This window comes from Streptosporangium sp. NPDC049644, from assembly GCF_040675205.1.
Lineage (GTDB): Bacteria > Actinomycetota > Actinomycetes > Streptosporangiales > Streptosporangiaceae > Streptosporangium > Streptosporangium fukuiense.
The window spans coordinates 1-18,288 of record NZ_JBFAOJ010000064.1; the positions used below are offsets into that span (position 1 = coordinate 1).

Sequence of the window (18,288 nt, forward strand, 5' to 3'; positions counted from 1 at the left end):
GGGCGCCGCCGATCGAATCGGCGGCGCCCCTGCCCGTGTGGTGCCCGGACGGGGACACCACCGAGCTCGGCCGATGCCCGGAACGGACACGACCCGCCGAACTCGGCCCGCACCCGGGACAGGGTCAACCCTCGAGGGCTCGGCCCGCGCCCGGGACGACACCCGGAACAGGAGCGATCCTCCGGATTCGGCCGGGAAGGGCACCCCGAATGCCGCTAGTGTGCTTGCCGTCTGATTTCCCTGCTGCCTAAGGCGGATGCGATCGTGGCGGACGACTACGCGACAACTTTCAAGATCGTCGATGTTGACGGTGACGGCCTCATCTCGGTCCCCGAGCTGACCAGGCTCATGGAGGTGCTCGGCCAGCCGATCACCCCCGAGGCGGCCGCGACGGCCGTCGCCAGGATCGACCAGGACGGTGACGGCCTCATCTCCCTGGATGAGTTCGCCGGCTATCTCGCCCAGACCAGGGGCTGACCGACCTGATCCGATCGGGGTGCCCGCCCGGGCCCGAACCGGGCACCCCGGTCAGGTCCGCTTCCCCGCCGCGGACACCCGGCCAACACCGGGTCTCACCGCCGGCACGCCCGCCGCCTCCGCGCCCCGGCGACGACAGGTCCCGCCGACCGACCGGCCTCACCGACCCCGGCCCCACCGATCTCGGTCTCACCGCCGGCACGCCCGCCGCCTCCGCGCCCCGGCGACGACAGATCTCACCGATCGGCCCCACCGGCCCCGGTTTCGCCACCGGCACTCCCGGCCGCCTCCCGTACCCCTTGGCCAGGCACGGAACCGCTCGGTCCCGATCAGTCCCTCCCGCCGAAGACGTCACATGTTGCATTTGAGACAAGAACAAGCGTTTGCTAATTGTCCAAAGTGTCAATTAGGTGAGAATCTGAGGCGCACTCCGACGGGAGGGTCTATGGCGACAAAGGAACACACCCGAATCGCTGTCCCAGGCTTGAACGGCCGAAGAACGAGATCTCACGACCTGCCCGACCATCGGCTGTGGCGTTCGGCTCCGGCCAATGTCGCCAAGCTCCTGAGGCCGGGCCTGGCCCAGGTCGCACACCAGGTGATCGAAGAGATCACGGCGCGGATCCCCGAGTACGCCCGGCCGGCCGACACGAACTACATCAAGGCCATCAGGCTGGCCGTGGACGAGGCCCTGCGCCAGTTCGTCGACCGGATCGAGAACCCCAACGCGCCGTGGGAGCCCGACGTCTTCCGGACGATCGGGCGCGGCGAGGCCAACGAGGGCCGCAACCTCGACCCGCTGCAGACCGCGATGCGCCTGGGCGCCCGGGTCGCCTGGCGGCGGCTCACCGAGCAGTCCGAGCAACTCGGCCTCACCCCGCAGCACCTCTACGACCTGGGGGAGGCCATCTTCGTCTATCTCGACCAGCTGGCCGACGCCGCGGCCGAGGGGTTCGAGGAGGCCAGGGCCCGCGCGGCCGGGGAGATCGAACGCCGCCGGCACCGGCTGATGGACCTGCTGCTCAGCCAGCCGGCCGCGTCCCCCGACGCGATCGTCGAGCTGGCCAAGACCGCCGGATGGCGGCTGCCCAAGACCGTGGCCGGGGTCGCGCTGGAGGAGCACCCCGGTGGCTACCGTCCCCCCTCACTGCCGCCGGACGTGCTGGCCGGCCTCGACCGGCCGGGCCCCTGCCTGATCGTGCCCGACCCCGACGGCCCAGGGCAGGCCCAGACCCTGGAGAAGGGCCTGCGCGGCTGGAAGGCGGCCGTGGGTCCCGCAGTCCCGCTGGCCGCCGCCGCGACCTCGCTGCGCTGGGCCCGCGAGGCGCTCGACCTGCACAGGCGCGGCGTGCTCACCGAGCAGCGCGGCCTGCTCCGCTGCTCCGACCACATGGCCACGCTGATCGTGTTCAAGGACGAGGAGCTGGTCACCGCGCTCACCAAGGTGCGGCTGGCGCCCCTGGCCCATCTGCGGCCCAGCCAGCAGGACCGGCTGGCGGAGACGCTGCTGGCCTGGTTGCGGCACGGCCGGGGGGCCGGGGAGGTCGCCGCCAGGCTCCACGTGCACCCGCAGACCGTGCGCTATCGCCTGCGGCAACTGGAGGAGCTGTACGGCGACCAGCTCAGCGACCCGGATGTCCGGTTCGAGCTGGAGATCGTCCTGCGGGCCCGCCAGTCCGCCGCCGCCGGCACGGCCTGATCACCGCGGACGACTCCCGGAAAGCCGGAAACGGCCTGGTCATCGCAGGCCGTCCGGCAGACCGGAGACGACCGGCCGCCGCGTGATCATCCGATCCGGTGAACGTTTCCGGTCACTGCCAGCCTCGGAACAGCCTGAGCCGGTCCTCGCCGACGCGCTCCCTGAGCGCGTGGTCCTCGACGCCGAGGTCCTCGGCGGGCGCCAGGGCGAGCACGCCGACCTTGCCGACGTGCTCGTTGAGCTGCACGGCGCGGGCGGCGGCGCCGGTCTCGGCGAGCGGGTAGACGGCCGACAGGGTGGGATGCAGCAGGCCCAGCGAGAGCAGCCGGTTGACCTCGTGGCACTCCTGGTAGTTCGCCCCGTGGGAGCCGACGATCCGCTTGAGCTTCATCCACAGGTGCCGGTTGTCGTACGCGTGGTCGTAGCCGCTGGACGACCCGCACGTGACGACCGAGCCACCGCGCCGCGCGACGTAGACGGAGGCGCCGAAGGTGTCCTGACCGGTGTGCTCGAAGACGATGTGCGGGTCCTCGCCGACCTGGCGGCGGACCTCGGCGCCGAACCTCCGCCAGGACTTCTCGTCGCCGAGGTGCTCGAACTGCGAGCGGTCCACGACGTGTTCGCAGCCCATCCTGCGGAGCAGCTCCGCCTTCTCCGCGGAGCTGACGACGCCCACCGGGATGCCGCCGCCGTTCCTCACCAGCTGCACGCCGTACGCGCCGAGCCCGCCGGTGGCCCCCCAGATGAGCACGACGTCGCCCTGCTTCATCCGGGATCCACGCTCGCTGACCAGCATGCGGTAGGCGGTGGAGGCGCACAGCATGTTGCAGGCGGCCTCCTCCCAGGTCAGGTGTCCGGGCTTGGCCAGCAGCTGGGTGGACTTGACCACCGCGAACTCGGCCAGCCCGCCGTAGTTGGTCTCGAACCCCCAGGCGCGCAGGTCGGAGCCGAGCATGGAGTCGGAGTGGCTGATCGGGTCCTGCTCGTCGACGTAGGCGGGCGACACGACGACCCGGTCGCCGATCTTCCAGTGCCGTACCGCGGCGCCTATCCGGACGATCACTCCGGAGGCGTCCGAGCCGAGCACGTGGAAGTCCTTGTCGTGCCGGGGGTCCTCGCGCCCGAACCGCTCCAGGAAGGCGAATGTGGGGATCGGCTCGAACATGGCCGTCCACACGGTGTTGAAGTTGATCGCGCTCGCCATGACGGCGACCAGCACCTCGTTGGGGCCGAGCTCGGGCATGGGCACCTCGCCCACGTGGACGGATCTGGTGATGTCCTTGTCGACGCCGTTCACGCCGTGCCTGCTCCGGCCGAACATGCCCACCTCGCCCTTGCGGGTGTGCGCGGCCCTGAAGGTCGTGGGGACGTCGAGCCGCGCGAGCTCTTCGGGATCGGCACCGTCGACGACGGCCTGTGCGAGGGTCATTCCTGGCCTCCAAGGTGAGCGGCGATGACTTCGACGTGCGGCGGATCGAGCAGGTTGAGGTGGTGCGAACCGGGGATCGTGACGATCTCCAGCGCCGGGCTGAACGGGCCGAACCCCCGCGTCGGGTCGTCGGCATGGGTGTAGCGGACGTCCTCCACGGCCCACGGGGTCGGTTCCGTCGAGCGGTAGAGCAGCACCCGCCCCGGATAGCTCCCCGCCCGGTACGCCTCCAGCGCCCGGGTGTCCTCGTGCGAGGTGATCTGGTGCCGCAGGATGGCCTCCCCCAGCAGGTCCAGCACCCCCGACTCGGCGACGCGCGCCTCCACCAGCGCGAGCTGCCCGGCCTCGTCCAGGGCCACCAGTTCCTCATGGACGAGGTCGACCCGCACCCCGTAGGTCTCGTCGAGATAGGCGGCGAAGTCCGCGTACCGCCGCGCGACGATCTCCGCCCGCCCTGCCGCCTCGACCTCGTCGGGCAGACCCGAGTCGATCATCGCGACCAGTTCCACGTTCTCCGCGCCGAGCCGCCGTGCGATCTCGAACGCCAGGACTCCCCCGAACGACCAGCCCCCCAGCCGGTAGGGACCGGAGGGGCACACCTTCCTGATCTCCTCCACGTACCGGGCGGCCCGCTCCTCGACCCCGGCCTCGGGGCCGAACACCCCCAGGTCCGCCGGGCGCTCCAGCCCGAACACCACCTGCTCGGCGCCGAGCAGCCCCGCCAGCAGCGAGTACACCCCCGTGGTCCCACCCGCCGGATGCCCCAGGAAGAGCGGCACCCGCTCCCCCGCCTCCGTGGAGCGGACCGCCAGGTAGGCGTGGGCGGCGGGGGTGAGCGGGCGGACGAGGCCACGGGCGGCCTCCTCCTCGTCGATCTCCCGTACCAGGTCGGCCACCTGGGCACCGGTCCACAAGCCGGTACGCGGGCCGGTACGCGGGCCGGCCCGCTCGCCCTCGCCCTCGCCCTCGGCGAGCGCGCGGCCCGTCTCCCGGCCGAGGACGTCGAGCAGGACCGGCAGGACCTCCTCGGGGATCTCCTCGGTCACCCCCGGCTCGCGCCCGAGTATCCGGGTGAGCGCGGCGACGACCTGCCGCTCCGCCGCGTCCCTCGGCTCCACCCGGCGGGCCGGGGCCGCCGTGCCGCCCAGGCCGAGCTCCACGGCGACGGCCATGGCCACGTCCCCGAGGGTCGCCCCCTGCAGCATCGGCGCGGCGGGCACCGCCACCCCGAAGTCGTGCTCGATCGTGCCGCGCAGCCGGGTGGCCGCCAGCGAGTCGAGGCCCGCCTCGGTGAGCACCGTGTCCTCCTGGAGCCAGGCGGCGTCGAACCCCAGCACCGCCGCCGTCCGCTCCCTGATCTTGCCGACCACGACCTCGACGGCCCTGCCCGGCTCCATGTCGGCCAGGGCCTCGGCACCCGCCCAGCCCCCGGCGCCCGCCCCCGCGCCCGCCAGGCCGGCGAAGTACGGCATGCGCGCGATGCCGGGGAACAGCTCGACGGCGGTCGCCACGTCCAGCCGCAGCACGCCCGCCGCGTCCGCCTCGGCGGCGAGAAGCGCCTCCAGCGCCTCGACTCCCTCGCCGGGCGTGATGGGCGAGACGGCGGGCAGCGCCGCCTGGCTCGCCCCGCCGACCTCGGCCCAGGTACCCCAGTTGATCGTCGTTCCCGGCAGCCCCTCGGACCTGCGCAGGTCGCAGAGCGCGTCCAGCCAGGCGTTCGCCGCCGCGTAGGCGGCCTGGCCGGGCGAGCCGAGCAGCGCGGCCGCCGAGGAGAACGCCACCCACCAGTCCAGACTCGGCTGCCTGGTCGCCTGGTGCAGTGCCAGACCGCCGTGGACCTTGGCCGACCAGACCCGGTGCAGGTCCGGCGAGCCCACGTCGACGACGAGACGGTCGTCCAGCACGCCCGCCGCGTGCACCACGCCCCGGAGCCGCACCCCTCCGTCGGTCACGGCCCTGACCAGCCGTACGGCGCCCCCCGGCGCGGCCAGGTCACCGGTCACCACCTGGACGTCGACGCCCAGCTCGCGCAGCCGCTCGATCTCGGCGGCCCCCTCGGCGGAGGGCCCCGACCGCCCGCCGAGCACGATCCGCCCCGCGCCCCGCCCGGCCAGCCAGCGGGCCACGACCAGCCCCAGGCCGCCGTACCCCCCGGTGATCAGGTATCCCCCGCCGCGCCGTACCACCGGCGTCGCCCAGCGCCGCCCGACCGCGCCGGATCCGGTGCCGGGGCCGGTTCCAGGGCCGCCCGCCAGGTCGGGTACGGCGGCGAGGCGGGCGGTGTACCGGATGCCGAAGCGCCAGGCCACCTCGTCGTCCGGCTCGTCGGCCGCCAGCTCCGTCAGGAGCGACTCCGTGTCGTCGACGTCCACCAGGCAGGCTCGCAGCTCCGGATGCTCGAAGGCCAGGACCCGGACCAGCCCGCGCAGCGCGGCGGCCCCCGGGTCACCCGGCTCCCCGTCCAGTACGGCCTGCGCCCGGTCGGTGACGATCCTCAGGCGGGTCCCGCCACCACCGCCGGGCCCCTCCCCGGGCCTCGGCGCCACGAGCTCGCGGACGGTCGCGGTCACGGCGAGGAGCAGCGCCTCGCTCCCCGCCGGGGTCAGGCCCGCGGGGACGAGCAGCACGACCTCGTCACTCGGCGGCACCCCGGCCGGGGACGACGGTACGAGGCGGGTCGCCGCGTGCGGGGCGGGTCGCTGGGCCGGCACCAGGGGCGAGGTCGCGGCAGGAGGCGGGGAGAGGCAGGGCATCGTGAGTGTGCGGGCGATGTGTCCGGCGGCGGCGAGCCCGGCGGCCAGGCGCTCGGCCCGCGGGTTCTCGTCTCCGGCCAGGATGAGCCAGCCACGGGCCCGAAGAGAGTCGAGTCCCCTCTCCGCGGGCCGGGCGTCGGTCCCCGCCTCGGTGGCCCAGACCCGCCTCACCAGCTTGCCCGCCAGGGGCACCGGTAGCGCGTCGGCCGGGACGTCCCTGGCCAGCAGCCCGACCGGGGTGCCGTCCGGCTCCAGCACCTCGATCTCGACCGGTGTCCCCGCCGGTACGCGCAGCCGTCCGGCCAGCTCGGCCGGGCTCGGTACGGCGGCGACGACGGGCGAGTCCGCGACGATGCTCGCGGTGCCGTACCGGACCCAGACCCCGGCGGCGTTCCTGGCGTCGATCTCGACCTCGCCCGAAGGGGTGAGGGTGGTGGTGATCGTGGCGGGCAGCGGCAGGAAGCCGGTCAGGGTGACGTCGGCCAGCTCGGCCTGACCGTGCACGGCGAGGGCCGCCGCCTGGGCCAGGGCCGCGACCACGACCAGCGGCATGATCGGCAGGCTGTGCGGCCGCCACACCGTGGGCTCCAGCCGCCAGGGGACGTCGGACAGGTCGTCCAGCGTGGTCGTCCACACGTGCCCCGCCGGGCTCTCGACGTGCACCCCGAGCAGCGGATGGGTGCCCGGCGGGAGCGCGGACGACCTGGTGGCGGAGATCCAGTGGCGTTCGTGCCGCCAGGGTGACGGTGGAACGTCGGCGAGCGTGCCGGAGCGGGACGGCAGCAGCGAGGGCATCGCGACCACGGTCGCGGCGAGCTGGGCGCGGATCTCCTCGTCGTGCCCCCGGCGCAGGGAGTGGGTGATCACCGTTCCGGCGGGCAGGCTCTCGCGCAGCGCTCCGGCCAGCACCGGGTGCGGGCTGATCTCGGTGAAGAGGGTGTGACCGTCCGCCGCGGCGGCCCTGATCGCGTCGAGCAGGCGGACCGGGCGGCGGACCCCCGCCGCCCAGTAGGCGGGCTCGAAGGTCGGCACCTCGCGGGGGTCGTCGAAGACCGTCGAGTAGAACGGGAGCTCCGGCTTGCCTCCCGCGATGCCCTCCAGGGCCTCGCGGAGCCTGGGCAGGAGCGGCTTGACCTGCGGTGAGTGTCCGGCGCCCTCGGCGGTCAGCGTCCGCGCGAGCAGGCCGCGGGCCTCGACCTCGGCGGCGAAGACGGCCAGCCGGTCGGGGTCGCCGGTGACGACGCACTGCCTGGGCGAGGAGTACACGGCGACGTGCAGGTCACCGGGCACCTCCTCGGCGGGCACCTCAAGCACCGCCATGGCCCCGCCGCCGCCGATCGTGCCGAGCAGCGCGGCCCGGCGGCAGATCACCCGCACCGCGTCCCGCAGCCCGATCCCGCCGGCGACCACGGCGGCCGCGACCTCCCCCATGGAATGCCCGACGACCGCCGCCGGCCGTGCCCCGTACGCCGTCCAGAGCCGGGCCAGCGCCACCTGCACCGCGAAGATCACCGGCTGCGCGACGGCCACCCCCGGCGCGTCCGCCCCCTCGGCGATGATCTCGCGCAGCCGGATGTCCGCCTCCTCGGCGAGCATCGGGTCCAGTTCGTCGATGGTCCGGGCGAAGACCGGTTCCTCCGCGTAGAGGCGGGCTCCCATGCCCGCCCACTGCGATCCGTAGCCGGAGAACACCCAGACCGGCCCGCGCCCCCCGGCCAGTGCCGCTCCGGTGACGCCCGCCCCGTCCCGTACGGCCCGCAGCCCGGCGACCAGTTCCTCCCGGTTCGCGGCCACGACCGCGGCCCCCGCCCTGCCCCGCCCCGCCCGCCGGGCGAGGGTGTGCGCGACGTCGCCGAGCGAGACCTGCCGCCGGGGCTCCTCGGCAGGGGCGTCCCCGGGGAGGGCGCCGGGCTCGGCGAGTTCGGCGTCGGCCCAGTTCGCGAGCGTCCCGGCGTGGTCCCTGACCCGCTCGGGAGACACGTCCGTGAGCAGGAAGATCTTCGCTGCCGGCCCCTCACGCTCCGGTTCCCGCCGCCGCGGGGCGGGTTCCAGGACGGCGTGGGCGTTGGTGCCGCCGAAGCCGAAGGAGGAGACACCCGCCAGGGGGTACCCGTCCGGCCAGGGGGTGGGGGCGGTGACGACCCGGAGGTGTTCCCAGGGAATGTGCGGGTTGGGCCGGTGGAAGTGGACGCTGGGCGGGATCACGCCGTGGTGGAGGGCGAGGACCGTCTTGATCAGACCGGTGATCCCGGCGGCGGCCTCCAGGTGGCCGAGGTTGCTCTTCGCGGAACCGAGGAGCAGCGGCGCGGTACGGCCCTCGCAGAGGGCGGCGGCGACGGCGCGGGCCTCGATCGGATCGCCCAGGAAGGTGCCGGTGCCGTGCGCCTCGATGTAGCCGGGACTGCCCAGACCCGAGTAGACACCGCGCAGGAGTTCCTCCTGGGCCTCGGGGTTGGGCGCGACCAGCCCGTTCGACCGGCCGTCCTGGTTCACCGCGGTGGCGCGGAGCACCGCCATGACCCGGTCGCCGTCCCGCTGGGCGTCGGACAGCCTCTTGAGCACGACGACCCCGCAGCCTTCGGCCCTGACCATCCCGTCCGCCGACGCGTCGAAACTCTTGCAGCGCCCGTCGGGCGCGGTGCCGCCGCCCTGGTCGAACGCCATGGTGATCACGGGTGAGAGCAGCAGGTTGACCCCGGCGGCGATGGCCAGGTCGCTCTCCCCCGACCTGAGGCTGCCCGCGGCGAGGTGCGTGGCGACCAGCGAGGACGAGCACGCGGTGTCCACCGCCAGGCTGGGCCCGCGCAGGTCCAGCAGGTAGGAGAGCCGGTTGGCGGCGATGCTGAACGCCGCGCCCGTCGCCGTCCAGGCGTCCACCCTCGCGGTGTCGGCCGTGGTCAGGTGGGCGTACTCGTTGCCGGATATGCCGACGAACGCGCCGGTACGGCTGCCGCGCAACGACCAGGGCGCGACGCCCGCGTGCTCCAGCGCCTCCCAGGCCGTCTCCAGCAGCAGCCGCTGCTGCGGGTCCATGGTCTCGGCCTCGCCGGGGACGATCCCGAAGAACTCCGCGTCGAACCCGGCGATGTCCTCCAGGAAGCCGCCGTGCCTGGTCGTCCTGGCCAGCACCTCGGCGGTGCGGGGAGATCCGTCGTCGAAGGACTCCCACCGGCCCTCGGGCACCTGGCCGACGGCGTCGCCGCCCGCCATGAGCAGCCGCCAGAAGTCTCCGGGGCCGCGTACCGAGCCGGGGAGGCGGCACCCGACGCCGATCACCGCGATCGGCTCGTCGGAGACGACCGGCCCGGCCTTCTCCGGGGCGGTCCGCGCGCGGGGCGCGAGCCCCCTGGCCAGGCGGTTGATCGTGGGGTACTCCCAGACCAGCGTGGGTCCCAGCTCGCGGCCGAGGAGCACCTCCAACTCCCCCGCCACCGCGACGGCGTCGCGGGAGGAGAGCCCGAACTCCTCCAGGGGGCGGTCGGGGTCGACATCCGCGGGGGACAGGCGACAGCGGGTCGCGATACGCCCCGTGAGGAAGCGGCGAATCTCGTCTTCACCGAACAGGTCCACGTGGCAGCTCCAAGAACACCCGAGGTGGTCGGCAAACTTACCCAGACATATCGGGATAAGGGAGCCATGGCAGACCACAATCCATCTCGGCGTTTTATAACGAACGTGATAACGCCCGATATCTGATGAGATTTGTGGTTAAAGCGCAAGTAACAGCGTCATTTCGTTGCGAACGCTTATAGCTGGGCGGCGATCATCCCGCCTAGGGTCGCCTGCCACGGCCACTGTCTCCAGGCCGGGTGGAGGAACGACCATGCGACCTGCTCGACGCGGACTTCTGGCGCTGGCGACCGCGCTTGTCGTCGGATTCCCCTCGACCGCGCACGCCGCCCCGGCCTGGGCGTCGGCACCCGGCGACAGGAGCGGCGAGGCGGGCGCGGCGGTCGAGACCGCTCCGGGGGCGAACCCGGCGGGAAGGGCCGCCCGGAAGGGGAAACCCGCGGAAGGCAACACTCTGGTCGCGAGACCGGGGGGCAGGACCGCCTCGGCGGTGAGACAGGCGGCGAAACCGCAGCCGAGCCCGAGCCCTTCCGCCGGCAAGGGCGGCAAGAGCCCGTGGGGGCCCTGGCCTGCCGCCAGGCCGGGCGCCGCGCGCGTGGTCAAGGAGACCTGGCTCGGCCCGCGCACGCTCGACCTCCAGATCTCGTCGCCCTCGGTCAACGCGACCCTGCCGGTCCGCGTGCTGGTGCCCAAGGGCTGGTCGAAGGGCGCGCGCCGCACCTGGCCGGTCCTGTACCTGCTGCACGGCGGTGCCGACGACTACACCTCGTGGACCCGGATGACCGGCATCGCGAGCATGACCGAGGACATGGACGCGATCATCGTGATGCCCGAGGCGGGCCGGGCGGGTAACTATTCGAACTGGTACAACAAGGGCAAGAGAGGCGCCCCCGGCTGGGAGACCTTCCACACGTCCGAGGTGCGCCGCCTGCTGGAGACCGGCTACCGCGCGGGGAGCCGCCGCGCCGTCGCGGGACTCTCCATGGGCGCTTACGGCGCGATGAAGTACGCCGCGCTGCACCGGGGGATGTTCCGCTTCGTGGGCGCCTACAGCGGCGTCATGTCCACCCGCCTGCCGGGCATCCCCGAGCTCATCATGAACGCGCAGGCCTCCGAGGGACAGGACCCGCAGGCGCTGTGGGGCGACCCGCTCAGGAACCGGGACGTCTGGAAGGCCAACGACCCCGCGGCCCATGCCAGGAACCTGCGTGGCGTGAGCATCTACATCTCCAGCGGCACGACCAGCAGGCTGGGCGAACTCGACCCGCCGGGAGCCCCCTGGAGCCCGGCCCACCTGGGCGAGCCGATCTCCGCCTACACGGCCAGGGACCTGGTCGCCAAGCTCCGCTTCCACGGCATCAAGCCCGTGGTGCACCTGTACAAGGACGGCACCCACAGCTGGCCCTACTGGGAGCGCGAGTTCCGCAGCTCCTTCCCGATGATCCTGTCCGCCCTGGGCCTGAAAGCCGCCCAGGACGACGCTTCCGCACCCCGGGAGCAGGAGGACGTCTGGAACCTGCTCGGCGGGACGTGAGAGCGGGGCGCGCGGCGGGCGCCGACGACAGCCGGCCGCCGGGTCCCGGCCGGACGACCCGCCGCCGGCGAGCCACGTCCGGCGAGCCACGTCCGGCGGGCCTCCCGATGAATCCGCTTCCAAAGGCGCGGGCTCTCCTCCCGTGACCCATCGCCGGTCCGGTCCCGTGTTGACTCACCGTTGACCAGATAATAACTTTGAGTAGTTGTTTCAGCACTCAGCGTGGCGAGTGTTCGAGGCCGCGCGTGAATCTCGACGTTCCGTGACGGACGTTCGGCCGCGGATCCCCTTCCCGAAGGCGGCCCCCGGTCTCACGCGCGAGGTCGTCCGGTCGTGTGCCGCCGTATCCCCGCGAAGGGTGACCCGCGGCTCTCGCCTGGCCGTCTCGGGGGAAGCGCGCTCACACAGGAAGAGGCGGCAATAGGTAATGAGGAGCGCATTCAGCGGACGCGCCGGGGGCGCGCCGCACGACTCGCGCGGGGCCCGGCATCCGGTGACCGTCGTGGCCGAGCAGATGACCGATGTCCTTCTCGACCTTGGTTACCGCGTCGTCGAAGGCCCCGAGGTGGAGGCCGAGTGGTTCGCCTTCGACGCGCTCGACATGGACGACGACCACCCCGGCCGCGCCCCCGGCCGGGCCTTCCACCTCGAAGACCCCTCGGAGCCCGGCGGGAGGTCGGGCCTCGTGCTGCGCACCCGCACCTCACCCGCGCAGGTACGGGCGATGCTCGGCAGGACCCCGCCACTCCGCCTGGTCTGCGCGGGCCGCGCCTTCCGTCCCGACCCGGCCGACACCATCCACAGCCCGGTGTTCAACCAGGTCGAGGGCCTCGCCGTCGACCTGGGGCTCACCATGGTCGACCTGAAGAAGACCCTCGACCACTTCGCCGCCGCCGTGTTCGGCAGGGGCACGGTGACCCGGCTCCGCACCCACCGGGCCGCCTACACCGACCCGTCGGCGAAGGTGTACCTGGAGTGCGCGGTCTGCCACGGCGTCCGGGAGGACGTCTCCGCGGGCCCGTGCGGGACGTGCGGCGGCGAAGGGTGGATCGAGTGGGGCTGGTGCGGCACGGTCCGTCCCCGGGTGCTGACCACCTGCGGCGTCGATCCGCACAGGTACGGCGCGTTCGCCTTCGGCGTGGGCGTCGAGCGCACCCTGATGCTCCGGCACGGCCTGAAGGACATCCGCGACATCATCGGCGGCGACATCCGCTTCCCGCTCGGGATGGAGGAGTTCGTCCCCGGCGGCAGGCCCAGGCCCGCTCCCCGCCCCTGGACCACGGCCACCAGCCGGGCCGTGCCGGCCGCACGGGCCGTGCCCGATCTGGAGATCATCCCGCTGACCCGAGGCGGTCACGGCAGGAGAGGCCCGTGGGGACGGGAGGCCGGCGGGGGACTCACCCGCTCGCAGAGCCTGCGACGGCGGATCGGGCACGCGCTGGCGGGGGCGGGGTACGTCGAGACGCCGCGTTTCCCCTTCGTCTGCGACGCCGCGTGGGACGCCTTCGGCCTGGCGCCCGACGACCCGCGCCGCGCCACGCTGACGCTCACGAACCCGATCACCCCGCGCGAGCCGTCGCTGCGCACCACGCTCCTCCCCGGGCTGCTGGCCGCGCTGGGGCTCAACCTCACCCTGGGAAATCACCACCCGGCGCTCTTCGAGCAGGGAGTGGTCTTCGCACCCCGCACGGGTGCCGCCCCCGCCCTCCCGCTCCTGGCGGACCGCCGTCCCGCCGCGAGCCGGCTCGACGCGCTGAACGCCGCCGTCCCCGCCCAGCCCAGCCATCTCGCCATCGCTCTGACCGGCGAGTCGTCGTGGGCCCGCGCCGTCGACGCCGCGCGGACGGCCGCGCACGTCATGGGGGCCGGCCTGATCACGCGCCCCACCGAGTACCCGCCCTGGCTCCCTGGACGCTGCCTGGAGCTGCTCGTCGGCGAGGCGGTGCTCGGCCACGCCGGCGAGCTGCACACCGCCACGGTCCAGGCCCTGGGCCTGCCCCCGGGGACGAGCGTCATGGAGATCGATCTCACCACGCTGGAACATCTCACCGATCACGGAAGCACTTGACGTCCTCCCCGCCGGCATCCGGAGAGCCGGGGCGCCCCGCCCACCGGCCAGGTCTGCCGGTTCGCGGTCCCGGTGAAACCGGCCTGAGCCGCCTCACCGGGACATCGCGCGGTATCGCGGGAGTGCGTCAGGTGGTCGCGAGATAGATCTGGCCGAAAGCCTCGGAGAGCTTCTTGAGGTCGGCGGTCACGTCCACCTCGGGGTTGGCCGGGTCGTAGACGGCGGCCAGGCGGCGCTGGATCGGGGTGAGCTTCTTCAGCTGGTCCCAGGCGGTCAGCCGGTTCACCGCGCCCTGGGCGTCCTGGACGCGGGTCCAGACGTTCACCTGCTGGGCGGCGCCGTCCTTGACGGGCACCGACAGCCGGGAGGCGATCTGCTCATCGGTCACCTGGCCGACGAGACCGGTCTCCTCCGCGGCGATCTGGGCCAGGACGTCCCACGACCGGGCCCGGACCTGGATCCACTGGTTGCGGTGGGCCTGCTCGGCGTCGATCTTCCAGGTGTCGTAGCCGCCGTACAGCAGGCCGGTGTCCAGGGAGAGCTGGTCGACACGGCCCGCGATCAGCGGGGACTCGATCTTCTCGGGGGCGAGCAGCGGGTACCGCTTGCGCATCTCCGCCTTGCAGGTGTCGTTGGCACCGCAGGCGAGCTCGGGGACCACGGTGTGGACGCCCAGCCGCTTGCCGGGCGCGGCCTGGCGGAGGGCGTCGGAGGCCGCGGCGACGAACGCGGTGATCTCCGCGTCCGTCTTGAACGTGCTGTTGTAGCCCAGCTGGGAGGTGAACCGGATGCCCGTGACCTCCGGACGCGCGGCAAGCGCGCCGATGCGCTTGACGGCGGCGGTGAACGTCTCGGTGCCCGCCTTCCAGTCGTCGGCCAGTTCGGTGTCGATCCAGACCCTCAGCTGCCGGGCCTTCGCCGCGGTGATCGCCTGACCGGCCGGAGTCAGCGCGGCCGCCGCGACGGCGGGGTCCTGCGTGCTCGTGGCGGTCGACTTGGCGGCACCGGTCTGTTCGGGTCCGCTGACGGTGCCGTCGCCGCCCTCGCCGTGTCCGTCGATCGAGCACTGCTGGCCCGCCTCGCACTCGGGCGCGCCGTCCTCTCCCGCGCCCTCGGGAAGGGGGGAGTTCTCGTCGCCCTCAGCGCCGCCGCCGGGCGGCTCAGGGCAGGCGCCGGCCGAGCAGTCGATGAACTTGCCGTCGATCGGGCTGGCCCCCCTGAGGTGGGCCGCGTCGTCGCTGCCCCAGAAGAGCGCGACGCCGAGGGCCTCCTCCGGCTTGGCCAGCCAGTGACACACGACGTAGGCCGGGGTGTCGGCCCCCATCAGATCGTTGCAGCTACGGGGGTCGTCCTGCGAGTACGCGGCCCCGGGCGTCATGATCCCGACGAGCGCGAGCGCGGCGCCGACGGCGAGTGCCCGGCGCAGAGTAAGTCGCATGTCCTGAACTCCCCGGGTGAAGCTGGTCAAAACGATCGATCCACACTTTACCCAGATCGCAATGGGCTCAACAGCCCCAGTCAAGGACACACAGGACTTCGATACCTTCCGGCTGATCCGGCGTCCCACGCGGGCGGGAGCCCGCGGCATTGCAGGTAGCCGGAATGCCGAGATCCCGCTGGCATGAAGCGACAAACGGAGGCTGCCAGCGCAGACGGCTGGCGCCGGAGACGACACCATGGTGATGAGGGCAACCGCCCGTCTCCGCGGCGGCATCGCCGATGACGAGACTTCGCCGCCTTCCTTGAAAAGCGCACCGATCGGTGCAGATCGAAACGGGATCTTCATGCCGCCGCACGCCAACCCTTTGAGCAGCCGGTTCCACGGGCTTCCGGGGTCGGACGAGATCATTCGTCTCGCCCTGGCGACCAGTGACCTGCTGAAGCAGATGGAGAACGCCAGGAACCGGATCGACCGGTCGCTGGTCCAGCAGCGGCGATTCGTGTCCGACGCCTCGCACGAGCTGTTCACCCCGATCGCCGGGCTCAGGGCTCTCCTGGAAGAGGCCCGGCTGCATCCCGAGGAGACGGACCTGAGCGAGCTGCTGGCAGACGCGCTGGAAGACGTCGACCGGCTTCAGCGGATCGTCAGCGACCTGCTGATGCTGGCGAAGGTCGGCACGAACCCGCCGGACACGTTCGTCAGCACGGACCTGGGTGAGCTGGCCCGCGCCACGGTCTCGCGGCGCGAGGACGACATCCCCGTACGACTTCGGCTCGCCCCCGGGGTCAGGGCGAACGTCGTCGACGTGGAGATCGACCGGCTCCTCTCCAACCTTCTGGACAACGCGCAGCGCCATGCCAGGCGCACGGTGCTGGTCGAGGTGCGCAAGGACGGTGGATACGGCGAGCTGACCGTCACCGACGACGGGGACGGCATCGCCGGCGCCGACAGGGATCGGGTCTTCGAGCGGTTCACCCGGCTGGACACGGCCCGCTGCCGCAGCCGGGGAGGCGTCGGGCTCGGCCTCACGATCGCCCGCGACATCGCCGAAGCCCATCTGGGCACCATCGAGGTGGACGGCTCTCCGCTGGGCGGCGCACGGTTCGTCCTCCGCCTTCCGCTCTCCACCGCCGCACGGCCGGACGGCGGTGGAGAGACCGCTTCCCGCCGGGCCCCCACCCTCTGACACCTGCCCGGATGACAGTGGGATCCGCCGAACCCCCACCCCCCGACCGGGCGGTCGCCCGTCCAGGCTCCCCCGGACCGGCGACCGGGTTCCCGCTCGGGGACCCGCCCACCCCGGCGAGCCGGCCGTGGCCGTCAGTTCTCGATCGGCACCATCACCAGAAGCGACGTGCCCTCCTCCGCGGAGCTCGTGATCGTCAGCCTTCCGCCGAGCGTCTCGACGCGGTCCCTGAGCCCGATGAGCCCCGACCCCCCGCCGTACTCGGCTCCCCCGGTCCCGTCGTCGCTGACCGAGAGCCGGACCGTCGCCCCGGCCACACCGAGGGTGACGCAGACCACGGAGGCGTGCGCGTGTTTCACCACGTTGGTCAGCGCCTCCGCCGCGGTGTAGTAGAGAGCCACCTCGACGCGTTCCGGCAGGCGCGGGACGGAGCTCAGCCGGAGTTCCACCGGAACGGCGGAGCGGCGTGCGAGCGTCTTCAGCGCGGGTACGAGACCGCCCTTCGACAGGATCGCCGGGTGGATGCCCCTGGAGAGCTCCTGCAGGTCCTCCACGACCCCGGTCAGCCCCTGGACCGCCTGAGACAGCTGCTCCCTGAGTTCGGTCATCCCCGGCGGCACTCCGGCCTCCACCGCGCGCAGTTCGAGCCCGAGTGAGACCAGCCGCTGCTGGGCACCGTCGTGCAGGTCGCGCTCGATGCGCCGGCGGGTCTCGTCGGACGCGGCGACGAGGCGCGCGCGGGAGGCGGCGAGATCGGCGCGGGCCTGCGCGTTCGAGATGGCGGTCGCGATCAGCTCGGTGAAGTCCGTCATCTGCTCCTCGGCGCCTTCGAGCCTCGGCTCCCAGCGGCTGTAGAAGGCGAGCATCACCCCCCACAGAGAGCCGTCGACGATCACGGGAGAGCCGAGTGCGGAGGTGATGCCCATCTCACGGGCCCACCTCAGGATCGTTCCCGAGGTCTCCTCGTAGTTCGTCACCCGTGCCGGCTTTCCCGTCCGCAGCACCGTGCCGGAGACGATCGTCTCGCTGATCGGCCACTGCGAGCCGAGAGGCATCACCTTCCGCACGTCCTCCCGGAGACTCCATGTGCCCACCACCGTCGTGTGGCCGGGGTCGTAGCGGGTGACCGACACGTGGTCCGCCTTCATGAGGGAGCCCATCTCGTAGGCGACCGCGTTGAACAGCTCCGTCGAGGAGATGCCCTGCGCCACGAGCGTCGCGACCCGCCGCAACGTCGCCTGCTCCCGCGCGATCCTGCGCAGCTCGTCACGACTGGACGCCAGGACGGCCCCGATGTTCTCGCGATCGCGGGCCGCCCGCAACAGCGCCTCCAAAGAGGGCAGCATCCGGTCGCGCAGACGTCTTCGCACATCCTCCGACGTCCCGGCGGGAAGGACGAGCGTGCCGACCCGATCGCCGCCCTCTGTGAGCGGCAGAACCTCGCCCTGCTCTCCGGCGGGGACCTCGGCGAGCCGGATCTCCAGGCCCGGCGCCCCCAGGGTCCGGGCCAGGAGGCGCGAGGCCGGCGGCAGCGCCGCGCTCAGGTTCTCGGTACGCAGCAGGATGTGGGCCAGTTGCACGGAGAGGTCCGCCTCACGGCGACGCTCGTTCGTCTGGATGCCCAGTGAGCGCACCCGTGCCGCGATCAAAGTGGTCGCCAGCCCGACGAGAAGGAAGATCAGAAGCGGGGTCCAGAGCCAGTGCTCCCCGGGGAAGAAGAACCCCTGCGGGGGAAGGTTGAAGTAGTCGAAGGCGGTGGCGCTGGCCAGCAGGGTCACCAGTCCTGGCCACAGGCCCCAGACGACCGAGACCAGCAGCACACCGAGCAGGTAGATCCCGTCCAGGAAACCGCCCGGCATCAAGCGGACCAGAAAAAGGGAAAGAAAAACTTCCACCGCGATACACGCGGCGGCGCATACGATCCCCAGCACGAAAGATTGACGCTTTGTGTGCGTCAATGACGACAGCAGCCGCTCGCGCATAGATACTAAGATACTCGCATGTCAACGGGATATTTCACACTTCGCCCCGAACCATACCCCGCCCGGTGGACTTACGACCGACTGTCCAGAGTATTGGGAATTCCTTAACCCTAAAGCGACCATTCTTTTAATGACGGACCCGGCGGGAA

Annotated in this window: 10 protein-coding genes; 6 read left to right on the top strand and 4 right to left on the bottom strand. The window is 72.5% G+C overall.

Annotation, left to right across the window (positions count from 1 at the left end):
- Window positions 1-264 precede the first annotated feature (264 nt).
- Together AB0J58_RS29560 and AB0J58_RS29565 are read left to right on the top strand one after the other, a co-directional pair.
- Window positions 265-477 carry an EF-hand domain-containing protein gene (locus AB0J58_RS29560; RefSeq protein WP_343974767.1) on the top strand — a complete coding sequence of 71 codons (213 nt, stop codon included), beginning with the start codon at window positions 265-267 and terminating at the stop codon, window positions 475-477.
- A 484-nt stretch (window positions 478-961) separates the two neighbouring features.
- Window positions 962-2,176, top strand: a complete 1,215-nt coding sequence (locus tag AB0J58_RS29565; RefSeq protein ID WP_343974770.1) for a helix-turn-helix domain-containing protein — start codon at window positions 962-964, stop codon at window positions 2,174-2,176.
- A 112-nt stretch (window positions 2,177-2,288) separates the two neighbouring features.
- Here AB0J58_RS29565 and ccrA read toward each other — a convergent pair whose 3' ends face one another.
- Window positions 2,289-3,605, bottom strand: a complete 1,317-nt coding sequence (ccrA, locus tag AB0J58_RS29570; RefSeq protein WP_364221645.1) for a crotonyl-CoA carboxylase/reductase — start codon at window positions 3,603-3,605, stop codon at window positions 2,289-2,291.
- Entirely contained in the window at window positions 3,602-9,928 is a 6,327-nt protein-coding gene (locus tag AB0J58_RS29575; protein ID WP_364221648.1) for an SDR family NAD(P)-dependent oxidoreductase, read from the bottom strand. The genes ccrA and AB0J58_RS29575 overlap by 4 nt, the downstream gene beginning before the upstream one ends.
- A gap of 253 nt (window positions 9,929-10,181) precedes the next feature.
- Between AB0J58_RS29575 and AB0J58_RS29580 the strand changes: the two genes are divergently transcribed.
- Complete coding sequence (locus AB0J58_RS29580) at window positions 10,182-11,462, top strand: alpha/beta hydrolase-fold protein (RefSeq protein WP_364221651.1); 1,281 nt, start codon at window positions 10,182-10,184, stop codon at window positions 11,460-11,462.
- A gap of 427 nt (window positions 11,463-11,889) precedes the next feature.
- Entirely contained in the window at window positions 11,890-13,530 is a 1,641-nt protein-coding gene (locus AB0J58_RS29585; protein ID WP_364221654.1) for a hypothetical protein, read from the top strand.
- 127 nt (window positions 13,531-13,657) lie between these two features.
- Here the strand turns inward: AB0J58_RS29585 and AB0J58_RS29590 are convergent, their stop codons facing one another.
- The gene (locus AB0J58_RS29590) at window positions 13,658-14,968 is read right to left on the bottom strand and encodes a hypothetical protein (protein ID WP_364221657.1); all 1,311 of its coding nucleotides are present in this window, start codon (window positions 14,966-14,968) and stop codon (window positions 13,658-13,660) included.
- A 16-nt stretch (window positions 14,969-14,984) separates the two neighbouring features.
- Between AB0J58_RS29590 and AB0J58_RS29595 the strand changes: the two genes are divergently transcribed.
- Together AB0J58_RS29595 and AB0J58_RS29600 are read left to right on the top strand one after the other, a co-directional pair.
- Window positions 14,985-15,155 (top strand): hypothetical protein, encoded by a 171-nt coding sequence (locus tag AB0J58_RS29595; RefSeq protein ID WP_364221660.1) that lies wholly within the window; start codon window positions 14,985-14,987, stop codon window positions 15,153-15,155.
- Between the two features lie 180 nt (window positions 15,156-15,335).
- Window positions 15,336-16,157, top strand: a complete 822-nt coding sequence (locus tag AB0J58_RS29600; RefSeq protein WP_364221663.1) for a HAMP domain-containing sensor histidine kinase — start codon at window positions 15,336-15,338, stop codon at window positions 16,155-16,157.
- A 134-nt stretch (window positions 16,158-16,291) separates the two neighbouring features.
- On the opposite strand, the gene AB0J58_RS29605 is transcribed toward AB0J58_RS29600, so the two are convergent.
- A complete protein-coding gene (locus tag AB0J58_RS29605) occupies window positions 16,292-18,139 on the bottom strand; it encodes a GAF domain-containing protein (RefSeq protein WP_364221665.1) in 1,848 nt (615 codons plus the stop codon).
- Window positions 18,140-18,288 lie beyond the last annotated feature (149 nt).